The 15,974-nt window shown below is 71.7% G+C and carries 16 protein-coding genes; 12 read left to right on the forward strand and 4 right to left on the reverse strand.

Translation table 11 applies throughout. The features are described 5' to 3' along the window. Nucleotides 1–7: 7 nt before the first annotated feature. Nucleotides 8–898, reverse strand: a complete 891-nt coding sequence (locus AB0E24_RS06705) for a DUF6282 family protein (RefSeq protein WP_359375143.1) — start codon at nucleotides 896–898, stop codon at nucleotides 8–10. Nucleotides 899–1,093: 195 nt separating this feature from the next. On the opposite strand from AB0E24_RS06705, the gene AB0E24_RS06710 reads away from it, so the two are divergent. Beyond that, complete coding sequence (locus AB0E24_RS06710) at nucleotides 1,094–2,473, forward strand: MFS transporter (RefSeq protein WP_359375144.1); 1,380 nt, start codon at nucleotides 1,094–1,096, stop codon at nucleotides 2,471–2,473. Between the two features lie 57 nt (nucleotides 2,474–2,530). Here the strand turns inward: AB0E24_RS06710 and AB0E24_RS06715 are convergent, their stop codons facing one another. Both AB0E24_RS06715 and AB0E24_RS06720 read right to left on the reverse strand, forming a co-directional pair. After that, nucleotides 2,531–3,337 carry an IclR family transcriptional regulator gene (locus AB0E24_RS06715; protein WP_079256058.1) on the reverse strand — a complete coding sequence of 269 codons (807 nt, stop codon included), beginning with the start codon at nucleotides 3,335–3,337 and terminating at the stop codon, nucleotides 2,531–2,533. A gap of 176 nt (nucleotides 3,338–3,513) precedes the next feature. After that, complete coding sequence (locus AB0E24_RS06720; RefSeq protein ID WP_359375145.1) at nucleotides 3,514–5,196, reverse strand: alpha-keto acid decarboxylase family protein; 1,683 nt, start codon at nucleotides 5,194–5,196, stop codon at nucleotides 3,514–3,516. 304 nt (nucleotides 5,197–5,500) lie between these two features. On the opposite strand from AB0E24_RS06720, the gene AB0E24_RS06725 reads away from it, so the two are divergent. The 10 genes from AB0E24_RS06725 to AB0E24_RS06770 all read left to right on the forward strand — a co-directional run bounded on the left by AB0E24_RS06725 (nucleotide 5,501) and on the right by AB0E24_RS06770 (nucleotide 14,911). Next, complete coding sequence (locus AB0E24_RS06725) at nucleotides 5,501–6,265, forward strand: GntR family transcriptional regulator (protein WP_093703862.1); 765 nt, start codon at nucleotides 5,501–5,503, stop codon at nucleotides 6,263–6,265. A gap of 34 nt (nucleotides 6,266–6,299) precedes the next feature. Then, on the forward strand, nucleotides 6,300–6,722 hold the full coding sequence (locus AB0E24_RS06730; protein ID WP_359375146.1) for a phosphonate C-P lyase system protein PhnG: 423 nt from the start codon (nucleotides 6,300–6,302) through the stop codon (nucleotides 6,720–6,722). Continuing rightward, nucleotides 6,719–7,402, forward strand: a complete 684-nt coding sequence (gene phnH / locus AB0E24_RS06735; RefSeq protein ID WP_359375147.1) for a phosphonate C-P lyase system protein PhnH — start codon at nucleotides 6,719–6,721, stop codon at nucleotides 7,400–7,402. Before AB0E24_RS06730 ends, phnH begins: the two co-directional genes overlap by 4 nt. Next, nucleotides 7,402–8,526, forward strand: coding sequence for a carbon-phosphorus lyase complex subunit PhnI (locus AB0E24_RS06740; protein WP_359375148.1), 1,125 nt, complete (start codon nucleotides 7,402–7,404; stop codon nucleotides 8,524–8,526). Before phnH ends, AB0E24_RS06740 begins: the two co-directional genes overlap by 1 nt. Beyond that, entirely contained in the window at nucleotides 8,523–10,388 is a 1,866-nt protein-coding gene (locus tag AB0E24_RS06745) for an alpha-D-ribose 1-methylphosphonate 5-phosphate C-P-lyase PhnJ (RefSeq protein WP_359375149.1), read from the forward strand. Before AB0E24_RS06740 ends, AB0E24_RS06745 begins: the two co-directional genes overlap by 4 nt. A 5-nt stretch (nucleotides 10,389–10,393) precedes the next feature. Beyond that, nucleotides 10,394–11,158, forward strand: a complete 765-nt coding sequence (locus tag AB0E24_RS06750) for an ATP-binding cassette domain-containing protein (RefSeq protein WP_359375150.1) — start codon at nucleotides 10,394–10,396, stop codon at nucleotides 11,156–11,158. Then, nucleotides 11,155–12,396: an alpha-D-ribose 1-methylphosphonate 5-triphosphate diphosphatase gene (locus AB0E24_RS06755; RefSeq protein ID WP_079256065.1), complete on the forward strand. Its 1,242-nt coding sequence runs from the start codon at nucleotides 11,155–11,157 to the stop codon at nucleotides 12,394–12,396. Before AB0E24_RS06750 ends, AB0E24_RS06755 begins: the two co-directional genes overlap by 4 nt. Continuing rightward, nucleotides 12,393–13,223: an inositol monophosphatase family protein gene (locus tag AB0E24_RS06760; protein WP_359375151.1), complete on the forward strand. Its 831-nt coding sequence runs from the start codon at nucleotides 12,393–12,395 to the stop codon at nucleotides 13,221–13,223. The genes AB0E24_RS06755 and AB0E24_RS06760 overlap by 4 nt, the downstream gene beginning before the upstream one ends. Next, entirely contained in the window at nucleotides 13,220–13,774 is a 555-nt protein-coding gene (locus tag AB0E24_RS06765; RefSeq protein WP_069862562.1) for an HD domain-containing protein, read from the forward strand. Before AB0E24_RS06760 ends, AB0E24_RS06765 begins: the two co-directional genes overlap by 4 nt. Nucleotides 13,775–13,951: 177 nt before the next feature. Then, a complete protein-coding gene (locus AB0E24_RS06770; RefSeq protein WP_359375153.1) occupies nucleotides 13,952–14,911 on the forward strand; it encodes an alpha/beta hydrolase family protein in 960 nt (319 codons plus the stop codon). A gap of 95 nt (nucleotides 14,912–15,006) precedes the next feature. Here AB0E24_RS06770 and AB0E24_RS06775 read toward each other — a convergent pair whose 3' ends face one another. Further along, entirely contained in the window at nucleotides 15,007–15,417 is a 411-nt protein-coding gene (locus AB0E24_RS06775) for a nuclear transport factor 2 family protein (protein ID WP_174882380.1), read from the reverse strand. A 101-nt stretch (nucleotides 15,418–15,518) separates the two neighbouring features. Between AB0E24_RS06775 and AB0E24_RS06780 the strand changes: the two genes are divergently transcribed. Further along, complete coding sequence (locus AB0E24_RS06780) at nucleotides 15,519–15,965, forward strand: MarR family winged helix-turn-helix transcriptional regulator (RefSeq protein ID WP_093705647.1); 447 nt, start codon at nucleotides 15,519–15,521, stop codon at nucleotides 15,963–15,965. Nucleotides 15,966–15,974: the final 9 nt, after the last annotated feature.

A 15,974-nucleotide genomic window follows, 5' to 3' on the forward strand; every position in this document is an offset into this window, starting at 1 on the left:
CTTTCGCTCAGGTGTCGAGGTTGAGCAGATAGGCCGGGTTGTCGCAGACCATGCGCCGCAGGTCCTTCTCCGGCAGGCCGAGGTCGAGCAGCGCCCCGGCGACCCGCAGCCACGCGTCCACCGGTTTCGGGTTGACCGCCTGGCCGAAGTCCGAGGCCAGTACGGTGTGCTCGGGGCCGAGCGCCTCGATCCAGGTCAGCAGCCGCTTCGGATCCCTTTTCTGCGTCCCCTCGGGGTCGTACATGCCGACCTCGTGCTCGATGAACGCGCCGAGTGCGATGAGCTCGCGGCACAGGTCGGGGTCGGCGCCGATCACATAGTCGGGGTGGCTGACGACCATCCGCGTCATGCCGCGGTCCTTCGCCGCCCGGAACAGCGTGCGGATGTACTCGGGGTACATATGACCGCCGTTGACGACGGCTTCCTGCTCCTTGATCTCGTCGAGTATCTCGGCCGCCTCGGGCTTCAGTTCCCCGTTCCCGTCGACGATGTCGATGCGCTCCAGGGTCAGGGGCACGGTGGTGGTCGGGAACGCCCCGTCCTCGGGGTGGCAGTCGATGTGCCGGCCCGAGGAGATGGTCGGGAACCAGACGACCTTGCCGCCCATGCGCAGACACATGCGCACCGCGTGCACATTGAGACCGCCGACGGTGCTGTTGAGGGCGATGCCACCGTAGGCGGAGGCGGCGACCCCGGCGAGGCGTCCCTTCATCGCCAGGATGTCCATCTGGGTGTTGTGATGGTGGGACTTCGCGACCATGGCGCGCATCCCGATCCTGGCGCCGTCCTGTGCGGCTTCGACATGGTCGAGGCGACGCGGAAACGGGCTGGGGCCGGAGTGGACATGCATATCGACCAGGCCGTCCAGGACGGAGGCGATGGCAGGACGTTCCCTCATAGGAAACCACCTCGGTTCGTATTGTGAATTCGCGTTTCACTGTAGACCGCAAGTCAACCCCTTGCAGCACTCTTGTGCGACTCAAGTCACAACTTTAGGGTGGTCGACAGTTCGCTTCGTGAACACGCAGTTCGCAACGCGCCGCATGTGGCACCTCAGAGCTGCGGGCAGCCAGCAACCGATCCGGAGGACGCGATGTCCCCACTGCCCCCCGCAGAGCAGCAGTCGGCGATCTTGGACGACGACGCTCACCCGAACACCCCGCACGGTCCGGACACCGCCAAGGCGCGCGCCGCGGTGCGCGGCGGGGCGTTCGCCTACTTCGTCGACCAGTTCGACATCTATCTGCCGATCGTGGTGCTCGCGCCCGCGACGGACTACTTCCAGTCGGCGCAGCTGAGCGCGAGCACCACGGCCCTGCTCGCATCGCTGGTGTTCGCGTCGACGCTCATCGGCCGCCCACTCGGCGCCATCATCTTCGGCCACTTCGCCGATACGGTCGGCCGCAAGCGCACCACACTCGTCGCGGTCGGCGGCTTCGGCGTCATCACGCTGATCACCGCATGTCTGCCGGGCCACGAGACGATCGGGACCTGGTCGGTCGGCCTGCTGATCGCGCTGAGATTCATCGACGGGATCTTCCTCGGCGGTGAGTACACCACCGCGGTGCCCCTGGCGATGGAGTGGAGCCCACGGCACAAGCGCGGGCTCTACGCCTCGGTCATCACCTCGACCTCCCCCGCCGCGTACGCGATGATCGCCGCGCTCACCCTGCTGTTGCTGCAAGCGATGCCGTCCACCGGACTGCACAGCAGCTATGTGCAGTGGGGCTGGCGGATACCCTTCCTGGTCGGCGCGGTGCTGTCGGCCCTGTTGTTCCGCTACTACCTCAAGCAGGTGCACGAGCCGCCGCCCGAGTACACCGGGGAGCGGCACAAACTGCCGTTGGTCCAGCTCCTTGTGCGCTATCCGAAATCGCTGGCCCAGGTGTTCGTGCTGATGACCGGCACCTGGCTGGCCACCAATATGGAGGCCGCCGTGACCCCCGGACAGCTCAAGGAGCACCTTGCGCTGTCGAGCAAGCAGGTCACGCTGACCATGCTCGTGATCAACGCGTCCGCCGCGCTGTGCTACCCCCTCTTCGGACTGCTCTCCCAGCGCATCGGGCGGCGGCGGTTCTACATCGGCTACGGGCTGTCGGTCATGGTGATCGGCGCCGGGTCATACGCGCTGCTGATGGTGTCCGACGGCGGCCTGGGCGCGGCCGTCGGCTGGGGTGTCATGATCGGCGTCTTCACCGTCGGCACATTCGGCCCGATCGCCGCGTATCTGACCGAGCGGTTCCCGGCGAGCATCCGTTCCACGGGCTACGGCGTCGGGTACAGCCTCGCGCTGATCGCGCCCGCGTTCTACCAGTTCTATCTGCGGCAATTCGACGGCGTCATGCCATCACACCTCGCCCCGGCCGTCCTGATCGCGCTCGCCGGCGCACTGATCGCGTTCGGTGGCTTCCTCGGCCCGGAGACGAAGGACGTCGACATGGCCGATGACAGCTCGATCCCGAAATTGGCCTGACCCGGCACCACCCGGCTCGGCGCCACCCGGCCCGGCCCCGTACGACCAGCGGCCGCTCTACACCGCCCGCTGGTCGAGGTCGTCGGGCCGGTAGTGGCCGCCGAGTTCCTGGGTGAGGGCACGCGCGGTGTCGACGACGACGCGCAGCTCGGGGGTGTCATCGGCCATCGACAGGGTGTTGTCCGGGCCGACGACCGCGATGGTGGCGCAGATGCCGTACTCGTCGAAGACGGGCGCGCCCACCGCGACGACACCGGGAGTGCTCATCGCGGAGCAGTGTCCCACCGTGCGCACCCGCTCGACATCGGCGCGCAGTTCCTCCCGCGCCTGGCCCGGCAGATTCGCCATCAGCCGTTCCATCGACAGCTGGTCGGCGTGGTACGCGAGGAAGACCTTGCTCTGCGCCGAATCCAGCGGCAGATGGCTGCCCACCCGCACGGACACCACGACCACGGCGGAGATGTTCTCCTCGACCCGGGAGACCACCGGTCCGGTGAGGCCCCAGAGGCTGAGCACCACGGTCGTCTGCGTGGCGCGCGCGAGCGCCCTCATATGGCGCGGGGCGAGGTTGATGACACTGCGGTGGCCGATGGCGAAGGCACCGAGTTGCAGCAGCAGACCACCGGGCACATAGCTGCCCTCGGCGTTGCGCTCGAGCAGCCCCGCCGCGACGAGGGATGTGCAGTACCGGTATGCGGTGGTGCGGTTCAGGCCGAGCCGCTCGGCCACCTCGACGGCGGTCATTTCCGGAGTGGCGGGCTCGAACAGCGACAGGATCTGGCTGACCCGGCTCACCGCCTGGATATCGGCTTGGTCGCCACGGTCCGCGCGCGTGGCGTCGGACGACCGTGTCGACTTGCTCATGGGGAGCCTCCGCCGGATGGTGATCGAGAGCCTGACAGCGTGTTCACTTCGTGAACCTGAGTCTGTTCACGAAGTGAACCTGATGGTCAGGCTACCCGAGTCGACCACGGTTCGTCGCTGAAGGGCAGCGCTCCCGGCCACCGCCGAACTCAACGGGAGTTCGGACCGGTTCGCGTTCAGGAGACGGGTGCGTGGTGGTAGTCCGCGGTGGCGAACGCCTTGCCCAGCTTGACCAGGGACTCCGGGGCGTCCAGGCGCTCCATGACCGCCTCGACGAACACGAGCCGGTCGCGGTTGCTCCTGGCCGCCGCGAACGCGGCGGCGAGTGTGTCCTCGGTGTTCGCCTTGGCGGTGATGGCCAGGTCCTGGGGGTCGAATGCCTCGACCAGTCGGTCGTAGCGCCAGGTGGCGATGTCGTTGTAGCTCGCGTCCGCGCCGAGGATGCAGCGCTCGACCGTGTAGCCGTCGTTGTTGATCAGGATGATGACGGGGTGCAGCCCGTTCCGCAGCAGCGTGGAGAGCTCCTGCGCGGTCAGCTGGAAGGAGCCGTCGCCGATCAGCAGGATGTGGCGGCGGCCGGGCGCGGCGAGCATGGTTCCCAGCAGCGCCGGAAGCGTATAGCCGATCGACCCCCACAGCGGCTGGCCCACGAAGGTGCAGTCGTGCGGAAGAGGCAGTTCGGCGCATCCGTAGTACGCGGTGCCCTGGTCGGCGATCACCACGTCGCCGGGCTCGAGGAACGCCTGGAACTGCTCCCAGAAGCGCTCCTGGACCAGCCGGGCCGAGCGGACGGGCTCATACGCCTGCCCCCTGGCGCGGCGCTGGAGGAGCGAGGCGATGGCGGAGGGCTTGTGGACGCCGGTGCCGGCGAGGGCCAGCAAGGCGTCCTTCATCGACACATGGGCGTACTGGGTGTTGCCGACGGCGGCGCCCGTCGGATGCAGTGCGATGACCCGTGACGGGTCGATGTTCTGGGAGAACCCGCCGGTCACCGAGTCGGTGAACTGGGTGCCGAGGGCCAGCAGGCAGTCCGCGTTCTCGATGGACTCCCTGACGTAGGCGTCGCTGAGCTTGCCCGCGTATCCGCCGATGAACTGGTCGTGGTCCTCCGGGAAGACACCCTTGGCGTTGCTGAGGCAGGCGACCGGGCAGGCGATCCTCTCGGCGAGTTCCATCAGCTGGCCGGTGAGGTGGTAGCGGTCGACTTCGGGGCCGACCAGCACGGCCACCGACCGGGCCGCACGCAGCGCATCCCGCGCCCGGCCCGCGAACTTCTCCAGCTTGCGGGGGTCGCTGGAGGGCTCCAGGAGGGCGAGGGGGTCGGCCGGTGCCTCGATCGTCTCGTAGGCGACGTCCGAGGGCACCATGATGTACACGGGACGCTTGAGCAGCCAGCAGAAGCGCAGCACCCGGTCGATCTCCGAGGCGGCGTTGTCACGGGTCAGGATCGCCTGGGCGACGGTGTACTCACCGGCACACTTCGCGGCACGGGTGAAGTCGCCGTCGCCGGCCGTGTGGTGGACCTTCTGCTTGCCCTCCACGACGAAGGTGGCCGGTGTCCCCACGATGGACACGACGGGCACCGATTCGGCGTACGCGCCGGCGACGCCGTTCAGGGCGCTCAGCTCGCCCACGCCGAAGGTGGTCACCAGCGCGGCGATCCCGTTCAGCCGGCCGTAGCCGTCCGCGGCGTAGGCGGCGTTGAGCTCGTTGCAGTTCCCGACCCAGTCGATGCCGTCCATCGCCTCGACCTGGTCCAGGAATTCGAGTTGGTAGTCGCCGGGCACTCCGAAGACATGCCTGACTCCGATCTCCTGTAGACGGCGCAGGAGATAGTCACCCACGGTGCATACGCCCATGACGCGACCTTTCTTGATGCGTCTTGTCGTGCCACGCCGGCTTGCCAGTGCCGATGCTGTCACCGGTGACTTCGCCGGGCCACCGGGCCCCGGGACACGCCCCGCCGAACGGGTGAGCACCGGGCTCGCGCTTCCGGGCGGCCCGGCCGGGCAGGACCGCTGACCGCCGGATGCACACCTTGGATTCCACGGGAGACGGCCGGTTCGAACCGTGAAACAACTGTCCCGGTTGTTCACGTTCCCGGCCGGACTCGTTGGCCATCGGCAGGTTGTCCGGACGAGTGGGCCGATCACAGTTCCCGGTGTGAGTGCGACCAGGTATCTGGAGATCGCGGAGCGGTTGTCCGCCGAGCTGGCCGAGTGTGCCCGTGGCACCCGGGTGGCCAGCGAGGCCGAGATCGCCCGGCGGTTCGGCGTGGGCCGGGCCGCCGCACGGGCGGCCGTTCAGGAATTGGAGCGCCGGTTCGTCGTGCGCCGGACCCAGGGGTCGGGCACGTTCGTCAACCGGCGGATCGACTACGTCATCTCGCGCAGCGTCCCGCCGTCGTGGTCCGCCACGATCGCCGCGGCCGGCGCCACACCTCGCGCCCTGGTCAAGTCGGTGCGCACGATCCCCCTGCCCGCCCACCTGGCGGACAGGTTCGAGCGGCCGGCCGGCTCGCCGGTGCACGAGGTGGTGCGCGAGTTCTACATCGACGACCTCCTCGCCTCCTGGGTCCATGAGTGGATCCCGGTGGACGAGGTGCCCCATCTGGATCTGGCGCTGCACGCGGTCGACTCGGTCGACCAGGTGCTCCGTCAGACGGTGCGGGTGCGGCCGATGCGGGCCTGGTGCCGGGTCAGCATCGACGTCCCGCCGACGGAGGTCCTGCGCGTCCTGCGCATGGAGAGCAGCCAGCCCGCCTGGCTGGTGGAGAGCGTCAGCCGGGACGAGGCGATCGGCGACGTCCTGATGTGCAGCCGTACCTGGACCCGCGCCGACGCCGTCCGTGTCGTGGTCGAACTCGACGAACGGGCGGCCACCGGTGCCGACGCCGGCACACCACGGAGAGCCATCACACCGCAATGAACCAGGAGAACCAGGAGAAGTAGTGACATACGTCATGAGCAGGGAGCATCGCTGTGCCCTGCTGGCCGAGGCCGAGAGGGCCGAACTGATCGAACTGGCCGACGCCTGCATCGCCGACGGCGCGCGGGTACGGGTGCTGGTGGGACCCGAGGTCGGCTGTGTGACCGCGCAGGTCCGCGAGCCGGTCCTGGACCAGCGGTTCCTGCTCGGTGACGTGCTGGCCTGCCGGGCCGAGGTGGAGCTGGCCGGCCACCGCGGCTGGGCCATGCGCCTCGGGGACGACCGCGCGGCCGTGCTGGCCGCCGCGGTGCTCGACGCCGAGGCGCACTCGGGCCGTCCCCGCGCCGCCGACATCGACCTGCTGTGCGAGCGGGTCGCGGGGCGCCGGGAGCTGCGGGAGAGCCAGGAGTGGGCGGAGCTCGCCCCGACCGTCGTCGAATTCGAGGAGCTGACGTGACCGCCGTGGAGATGGTTCCGGCACCCGCCGCGGGCGCCTCCGGCACCGCGGAGCTGGTGACCGCGGCCAAGCTGCGCCCCGCCCAGGCTCAGGGTGTCTTCCGCGCCGTGCTCGACGCCCTGGCGCGGCCGGGCACGGTGGCGCGGTTCCCCTCGGACGTCCCCGGCGCGGTGCCGCCCGCGCTGCTGCCGCTCCTCGCGCTCGCGGACCTGGGCACCGGTGTCCACGTCCTGGAGGAGGACGGCTCACGGCGCTGGTCCGACGTGGTGAGCGTGGCCACCGACGCCCCCGCGGTGGCGCTGGAGAAGGCCCGGCTCGCCGCCGCCGTACGGCCCGTCGCGGCCGAGGAGATCCTGCGGCTGCCCCGGGGCACCGCCGACGCGCCGGAGGACGGCGCCGTGCTGTGCCTGCCGGTGACCGCGCTGGAGGGCGGGCCGTCCGTGTGGCGGCTCTCCGGGCCCGGTGTGCCGGGCGAACGGGACGTCGCACCGCAGGGCGTCCCGGACGGGTTCGTGGCGGCGCGCGCCGAGGCCGTCGCCGGCTTCCCCGCGGGGGCCGATCTGCTGCTCGCCACGCCCGACGGCCGCGTCATGGGCCTGCCGCGCAGCACGACCATCACGATCGTGGCCGACGCGGTGGCCGGCACCGCTACCGGTGCCATGGCCGAGGAGGAGGACTGATGGGGTACTCGGGAGCACGTGGAGGACTCGAGGCGATTCTCGCCGCCGAGGACCTGGTCCGCCGCAAGCGCGACCACGCGTCCGCGCCCTGGGCGTCCACCGAGCAGATCGCCGCCCGTTTCCGGCTGGCCGTCGACCGGGTGATGGGCGAGGCCGGGCTGTACCACGAGCCCACCGCGGCCGACGCCTTCCGGCAGGCCGAGGGCGACACCCTGGAGGCGTCGCACCTGCTGCGCGCGCAGCGGTCCACCCTGCCGCGGCTGGCGGTCAGCGAACCCGTGGACCCGGGCGAGATGACCGTACTGCGCCGCATCGTGCCGGCGTTCCGCCAGCCGGACGGGCCTCAGCTGCTCGGCCGTACCTCCGACTACACCGGCCGGCTGCTGGAGCGGCCCGAGGGCCCGCCGGAGCCGCCGCACGAGAACACCGCCCTTGTCGGGAACGGCACGGAGCGCACCGAGGAGCAGCGCAACCCCCGCCGGTTCCTGGACCTCCTCCGGAAGCTGGACCTGGTCGCGGAGGGACGGACCGCGGACGATCCGGAGCCGCACGACATCACCCGCAAGCCCGCCCGGCCGCCCGCCGACCGGTCCGCCGTCCTGGCCGCCATGGCCCGCGCCGAGTCCGGTGCGCTGGTGGCGCTGTGGTACCGCTCGATCCTCGGGCCGGACGGCGATGTGCACGAGATCACCCTGGGCGATCTGCGGCACGGCAGGCTGCCGCTGCGGGTCCGCCACCCGCACACGGGAAACCCCGTCACCGTCGGCGAGTTCCGGGTCACCGAGGCCGAGGCCATCGAGGACCTGGACGGCGCGGACGAGGACCGTACGCGGTTCGACATCGGCTACGGCCTGTGCTTCGGGCACAACGAGCGCAAGGCGATCGCCATGGCCAACCTGGACATCGCCAACCGCCGCTTCGGGCGCAACGGGCCGCTGGAGCAACTGCTGCTGCTCACCATCGACGGACTCGACTCGGGCGGCTTCCTGGAGCACCTGAAGCTCCCCCACTACGTCACCTTCCGCTCGATGGCCGAGCGCAAGCAAGCCATGCGGGCCGCCGCCGAGGCGGGAGAGGAACCGCCCGTACGGGCCGCCGAGCCCGCCGGAAAGGACTGCCGATGAGCACCGCGTACGACACCCCGCGGGCGTCCGGGATCGACACGCTCGTGGCCGACGCGCAGGCGGGCAGCCCGCCCGCCGGGATCCTCGACGAGGACGCCAAGCGGGAGATCCGCCGGGCCGCGCTCGCCGCGGTCTGCGTACCCGGCTACCAAGTCCCGTTCGGCTCCCGGGAGATGCCCGTGGCGCGCGGCTGGGGCTCGGGCGGGTTGCAGGTCACCCTGGGGGTGATCGGCGCGGGCGACACGGTGAAGGTGATCGACCAGGGCGATGACGCCGGGGTCAACGCCACCAATCTGCGCCGGATGATCGCGCGGACCACCGGGTGCGGCGAATCCGCCGACACCCGGGAGGCCACGGTCGTACAGACCCGCCACCGCATCCCCGAGGAGGCCCTGGGCGCCCACCATGTGCTGGTCTACCAGGTGCCGGTGCCCGAGCCGCTGCGCGGTGTGCAGAAGTCGGTGGCCGAATGCGCCCGGATGCACGCCGAGGGCGACTACGCCGCGATGTGGGTGAGCCTCTACGAGGACATCGTCCGCAATGGCATGATCACCGCGAGCACCGGCTACCCGGTGCTGGTCGGCGGCCGCTATGTGATGGCGACCAGCCCCATTCCGCGCTGGGACGTGCCCCGGCTCCACCAGGCCGAGCACCTCAACCTCTTCGGCGCGGGCCGCGAGAAGCGGCTCTACGCGGTGCCCCCGCACACCGATGTCCGCCCCCTCACCTTCGACGACGTGCCGTTCGAGGTCGAGCACGAGCCGGGCGCGCGCTGCACGTTCTGCGGCGGCGACGACGTCTTCCTCGTCAACGCGGGCACCGAGGGCGCCTACGCGTGCAGCGACACCGAGTGGTGCGCCCGGGTCCAGGCGGGGGACGCCGACACCGCCGCCCACCGGGAGCGCGCGCCACTGGCCCTGCTGCCCGATCCGCGGGCCCGCGCGGGACGCCGCGACACGCCCGTGGCCCCTGCCGCCGCGGCGGACGACACGCCCGCACCCGCCCGTAGGGCGAGGACCGGTGGCCCCGACTGGGCCCTGCGCGTCGACGGCATCGGCAAGGTGCACGGCGCGGGCGGTGCCTCGGCCGTACCCGGCACGGGTCCCGAGCACGGCACCGCGATCAGCCCGGCCACCGGTGCGGTGGTGGCCGCCTGGGACGTCTCCTTCGACGTGGCGCCGGGCGAGGCCCTGGGCCTGATCGGCGAGTCGGGCTCCGGCAAGTCCACCGTGCTGCGCTGTGTCGTCGGCGACGAACCGGCCACCGCCGGGCAGGTGCACCTGGCCTCGGTGGACGGCGGCGGGTCCGAAGTGCTCGCACTGCCCGCGGCCGTACGGCGGCGGCTGCGGATCGACTCGATGGCCGTGGTCTACCAGGACCCGGCCGCCGGGCTCGACCTGCGTGTCTCCGCCGGAGGCAACATCGCCGAGCGGCTGACCGCGGCGGGCTGGCGCGGCTATCACGCCATCCGGCGCCGCGCGGCGGAGCTGCTGGACCGGGTCGAGGTGCCGCTGTCCCGCATGGACGACCCGGTGCACACCTTCTCCGGCGGTATGCGGCAGCGTGTGCAGATCGCCAAGGCCCTGGCCACCGAACCGCCGGTACTGCTGCTCGACGAGCCCACCACCGGTCTCGACGCCTCCGTCGCCGCCGGTGTGCTCGATCTGCTGCGGAGCCTGCTCTCCGAGCGGGACGTCGCCGCCGTGGTCGTCAGCCACGACTTCTCCGTGATCGAGGCGCTGACCGACCGCACGCTGGTCATGCAGACGGGCCGGGTCGTCGAACACGGCCTGACCGACCAGCTCTTCCACGACCCCCACCACCCCTACACCCAGCGGCTCGTCGCCGCGGCCCGGAGGTGAGCCCGGTGAACACATCACACCCCCCGTCCGAGACCCAGGACGCCGTCCTCTCCGTACGCGCCCTGTACAAGTCCTTCACCCTGCACAGCATCGACGGGCGGACCGTCCCGTCGCTGCGCGGTGTCGACCTCGATGTGCACACCGGCGAACACGTGGCCCTCGCCGGCCCCAGCGGTGCGGGCAAGTCCTCGCTGCTGCGCTGTGTGTACCGCACCTATCTGCCGGACTCCGGTTCCGTCCGGCTGCGCACGGCGGCCGGGACGGTCGAGCTGACCACCCTGCCCGACCGGGAGATGGCCCGGCTGCGCGGCCGCCAGTTCGGCTATGTCTCGCAGTTCCTGGCCGCCCCGCCGCGCACCGGCCCGCTGGAGGTGGTGGCCGCGACCGCCCGGCGGCGCGGGCTCGACCGTGGCGCGGCGAGGGAGGCCGCCGTGGCCGCGCTGCGCCGGCTGAACCTCGACGAGGCGCTGTGGGACGTGGACTGCGGTGTCCTCTCCGGCGGTGAGCGCCAGCGGGTGAACCTCGCCGCGGGAACGGTACAGCCGCCCCGGCTGCTGCTGCTCGACGAGCCGGTCTCCGCGCTGGACCCGGCCAATCGGGAGGCCGCGCTGGAGCTGATCGACTCACTGGCGGGGCAGGGCGTGGCCGTCCTCGCCGTCTTCCACGACATGGACGCCATCCGGCGGCTGGCGTCCCGGGTGGTGTTCGTCGGGGACGGCCGGATCGCCCGGCAGGGCGCACCGGATCAGATGCTGGAGGCAGCGGCATGAGCACGGGTCTGGTGAGCGGGGGGCCGGCCGAGGCGCCGGCCCAGGGCTGGACACTGGGCGGCCCGCCCTCGGACTACGTGCTGGGGCACGTACGGGCGGTGCTGCCGGATCAGGTGCTGGACGACGCGCTGGTCGCGGTCCGGGACGGCAGGATCGCGGCGGTCGAACCCCACCCGGCCGGTGTGGAGGCCGACGTCGACGGACAGGGCATGCTGTGTCTGCCCGGTCTGGTGGATGTGCACAGCGACGGTCTCGAGAAGGAGCAGCTGCCCCGGCCCGGGGCCGAACTGCCCCTGGAATTCGCGCTGTTGTCCTTCGAGGGCAAGCTGCGCGCGGCCGGTGTCACCACCGCGTTCCACGGCGCGGCGTTCGAGGAGAGCGGCGGCCGCGGGATGCGCCGCACCCTGGAGAACGCGCGGCGGATCTGCGCGGCCGTGGCGAGCCGCGGCGACGACGGTCTGGTGGACCACCGGATCCTGCACCGGCTGGACGTCCGCTGTCCGGAGGGGCTGGCCGGGCTGCGGCAGCGGCTGGAGGAGATCGGTGGCACCGCTGGCGGCCCGCTCCTGGTGTCGCACGAGGACCACACCCCGGGCCAGGGGCAGTACGCGGACCGCGGCTACTACGAGCGGTATCTGATGGGTACCCGCGGGGTCACCGAGGAGGAGGCGCGCGCCTACGTCGACCGGCTGATCGAGGACCGGGACGGCCGGCTCGACGTCCGCGAGGAGGCGCTGGACTGGCTGGGCGAGCAGGCCCGGGCGGGCCGGATCCGGCTGCTCGGCCATGACCCCGGCTCGCCGGAAGAGGTCGAGGAGCTGTGCGACCGGGGCGGCGCGGTCGCGGAGTTCCCCACGACGGCGGAGGCCGCGAAGTCCGCACGCGAGCACGCCATGCCGGTCGTGATGGGCGCGCCGAACGTCCTGCGCGGCCACTCGCACAACGGCAACGCCTCCGGCCGTGAGCTGGTCGGCCGTGGCCTGGTCACCGCGCTCGCCTCCGACTATCTGCCGTCGGGGCTGCTCGGGGCGGCGCTGCTGCTCGCCGAGGAGGGGCTGACGACGCTGCCCGCGGCGGTCGGCCTGGTCACCGGCGGCGCCGCGTACGTCGCCGGTCTCCACGACCGCGGCCGGCTCGAGGCGGGCCTGCGGGCCGATCTGGTGCTGGCCGAACCGGGCCGTCCCTGGCCGGTCGTGGCGGCCGTGCTGCGCGCGGGCTCGGGGGGTGAGGCGGCATGAGCGGCCGGATCCTGTGGCCGGTGCCCGAACCGCTGCTGCCCTCCGGTGTCCACCCGGCGCTGGCCGCGGCGACCCGGGCCGCCGTGGACGCGTTCCGCGCCGCGCGCGAGAGGTACGACCGGGCCCAGCTGGCCGAGAAGGTGCGGGTCGGCGCGGACGGTACGCCCACGATGCGCCTCGACATCCTGGTGGACACCGCGATCGCCGAGGTCGTGAACGCGCACCGGGTCAATCTGCTCAGCGAGGAGCTGGGCAGCATCGACAACGGGTCCGCCGTCACGCTGGTCACCGACCCGGTGGACGGCACGGCGAACGCCGCCTCCGGTGTCCCCCTGTCCGCGTTCGCGGGCGTCATCGCGGTGGACGGCGTGCCCAAGGAGGCGCTGACCTGCTGGCTGGACACCGGGCGCTGCTGGCACACGGTGGCAGGGCAGCCCTCGCCATACCGCACCAACGGCCGTACGGAGCTGGACGGCGCCGCGGTGAGTCTGCTGCGGCCGCAGGCCCGTATCGCCGACGCGTGGTGGCGGGTGGCGACGCGGGCGGCCAGGATCCGCATCCTGTCCACGAGTTGCCTGGAAGCGGTGCTGGTGGCCGAGGGCTCCACGGACGCGTTCGCCGACGCGGGTTCCGACACCCACCGGATCGTGGACCTGGCGGCCGCGATGGTGACGGTCCCGGCGGCGGGCGGCGCGGTGATCGATGTGCACGGCCGCCCGCTGGAGATCGACCCCGACCTCACCCGCCGCTGGTCGGGCGTGGTCGCGGCCACCCCGCGGCTGGCGGAGGAACTCGCGGACACCATCCGCGGAACGGAGGACCGATGACCACCCCCACCCCGCTCACGGGCGAGGAACTGACCGCACTCGTCGACGGCCTCGCGGGCCTGCCGTACGGCGGGGAGCCCGTCGACCAGCGGACGCACGCGCTCCAGACGGCCTGGCTGGCGATGGACGCGGGCGCGGACGACGAACTGGTGGTGGCCGCGGCGCTGCACGACATCGGCCGGGCCCGGCCGGTCCGGGCCGAACACCCCGGCCTGCCGCACGAGGTGGCGGGCGCCGAGTTCGCCCGGCGCCGGGTGGGCGAACGGGCGGCGTGGGTCATCGCCCGGCACGTACCGGCCAAGCGCTATCTGGTGGCGACCGATCCCGCGTACCACGCCCTGCTCAGCCCGGCGTCGGTCGCGTCCCTCAAGGTCCAGGGCGGCCCGATGGACGAGCGCGAGGTGGCGGAGTTCGCGGCGCATCCGCTGGCCGCGGACGCGGTCGCGCTGCGCCGCTGGGACGACGCGGCAAAGGATCCGGACGGGCCGCGGCTCGCGATGCCGACCCTGCTGGCGGCCCACGCCCGCTGCGTCGCCGCGCGCCGGGTCTGACGGGCGTTGGCGCCCCGGGGGCGGGCCGCACGGCCTGCCCCCGGGGCGACCCGGCACCGTACTCCCCTTCCCAGGGGCGGCCGTTGACAAAGCGGAACCACGCTCCGCATCTTAATCGGAACGATGATCCGCTTTCGGCGTGGCAAACAATGCCCCTGAAGGGAAATTTCGCACAACATGAGTGAATCCACTTACACAGCCGATATCTCCGGCCCACCCGCCCCCGTCCTCTCGGTCAGCCCGGTCGTACTGCCGGCTCCCGACCGGGCCGTGGACCTCCAGCTGCGAGTCTCCGCACCGGTGACCGGGAGCGACCTGCCGGTCATCCTTCTCTCGCACGGCCAGGGCTACTCGAACCACCTCTCCTCCCTGAACGGATACGCGCCGCTCGCCAACTTCTGGGCGGCGCACGGCTTCGTGGTGATCCAGCCCACCCATCTCAGCTCGAGGACGCTGAGCCTGGACCCCGCTACCCCCGGGGCGCCCCTGCACTGGCGGTCGCGGGCCGAGGACATGAAGCGCATCCTCGACCAGCTCGATGTGATCGAGGCCGCCGTGCCGCAGCTCCTCGGGCGCGTGGACCGCGGCAAGGTCGCCGTGGCCGGGCATTCGATGGGCGGGCACACCGCGAGCCTGCTGCTGGGCGCCCGGCTCACCGATCCGGCGGACGGTACGGAAGTGGACCTGGTCGAGCCCCGGATCACGGCGGGTGTACTGCTCGCCGCGCCCGGCAGGGGCGGCGACGCCCTCACCGAGTCCACGGCCCAGAACTTCCCCTTCTTCCTGACCACGGACTTCTCCAAGATGACGACGCCCACGCTCGTGGTCGCCGGCGACAAGGACGCCTCGCCCGGTCTGACGGTTCGGGGCGCGGAATGGCACACCGATCCGTACACCCTCTCCCCCGGCCCCAAGTCGCTGCTCACCCTGTTCGACGCGGAGCACGGGCTCGGCGGGGTCTCGGGATATGACGTCGCCGAGACGACGGACGAGAACCCCGAGCGGGTGTCCGTGGTCCAGCGGCTCACCTGCGCCTACCTCCGCACACAGCTCTCCCCGGGGGATTCCGCTTGGCAGACGGCGTGCGAGGCACTGACGGCCGGTCCCGACCCGCTCGGACGAGTCGAGTCCAAGTAGAGCCGTCAGGAGCGACCGCCGGATGGGATCACATCATCCCGGGCGAGAAGCCGGAACACGCGGTCCCGCCAGGGGATGTCAGCAGCCGCGCGGCGTCAGCGAGCGCTGCCGAGGTTCCGGTCGGCGTCGGCGCCCTCGATCATGAGGGTGGTCTCCTCGATACGGCGGAAGCGCCCGTCGGGGGCGAACTCACCGAAGAGGTAGACCTCCGTACGCACGGTGGAGCCGTCGGTCTTGGCGACGTCGATGATGTGACGGTCCGCGTAGCGGTCGCCCTGGGCGAGTTCGTCGAGGACCTGGACCGAGCCACTGGCGACGATCGTGCGCAGATGTGCGATGTGGGCCATGAACTCACCTCGGTCGTCCCAGCGGCCGTCGGTGCGCTGACGGTAGTCGGGAGCGAAGTGCCGGTCGACGGCCTCGGTCAGTTCGAGGCCGGGCGTGAGGAGCAGATCGGTGAGGGCGGCGGCGATGTTGGTGCGAGCGGCGGGGGCGGAGGTGGCCATGAGGGTGCCCTTCGGTATCGGAAGCGGAAAACCGCGTGCGTCGAGCACGCATCCGCACCGTACCGCATATTGCGTGCCCCGCGCACGCTAATCTTGGTGTCATGCCGAACGATGTGGGACACGAGATCGCCGACGCGCTGGGAACGCTGCTCAAGCGCAGCACCCGTGAGCAGATCCACCGACGCCTGACCGAGGGCCTGGGCGAGGCCGTGGACGAGGTCACCTACCCCGTTCTCAGCGGACTCGCCCGCACCGGGCCGCGTAGCGCCGCGGGCCTCGCCGACGAGATCGGCCTGGACCGCTCCGGCGTCACCCGCCGCGCGACCCGCCTGGAGGAAGCCGGCCTGCTCAGCCGGGAACCCGACCCCGGCGACCGGCGCGCCACCCTGCTCACCCTGACCGAAGCCGGGCGGCAGGCGGTCGAAACCACCCGGCAGCGCCTCGCCGCGCATATCGAGGACTCCCTCGCCGCCTGGCCACCCGGCGAGGCTCGGGCTTTCGCCCGGCAGCTCCACCGTTTCGTCGACCACGGGCCCTTCACGCCATAGCGTGAGGAG

It is taken from the genome of Streptomyces malaysiensis subsp. malaysiensis (assembly GCF_040653035.1).
Lineage (GTDB): Bacteria > Actinomycetota > Actinomycetes > Streptomycetales > Streptomycetaceae > Streptomyces > Streptomyces malaysiensis.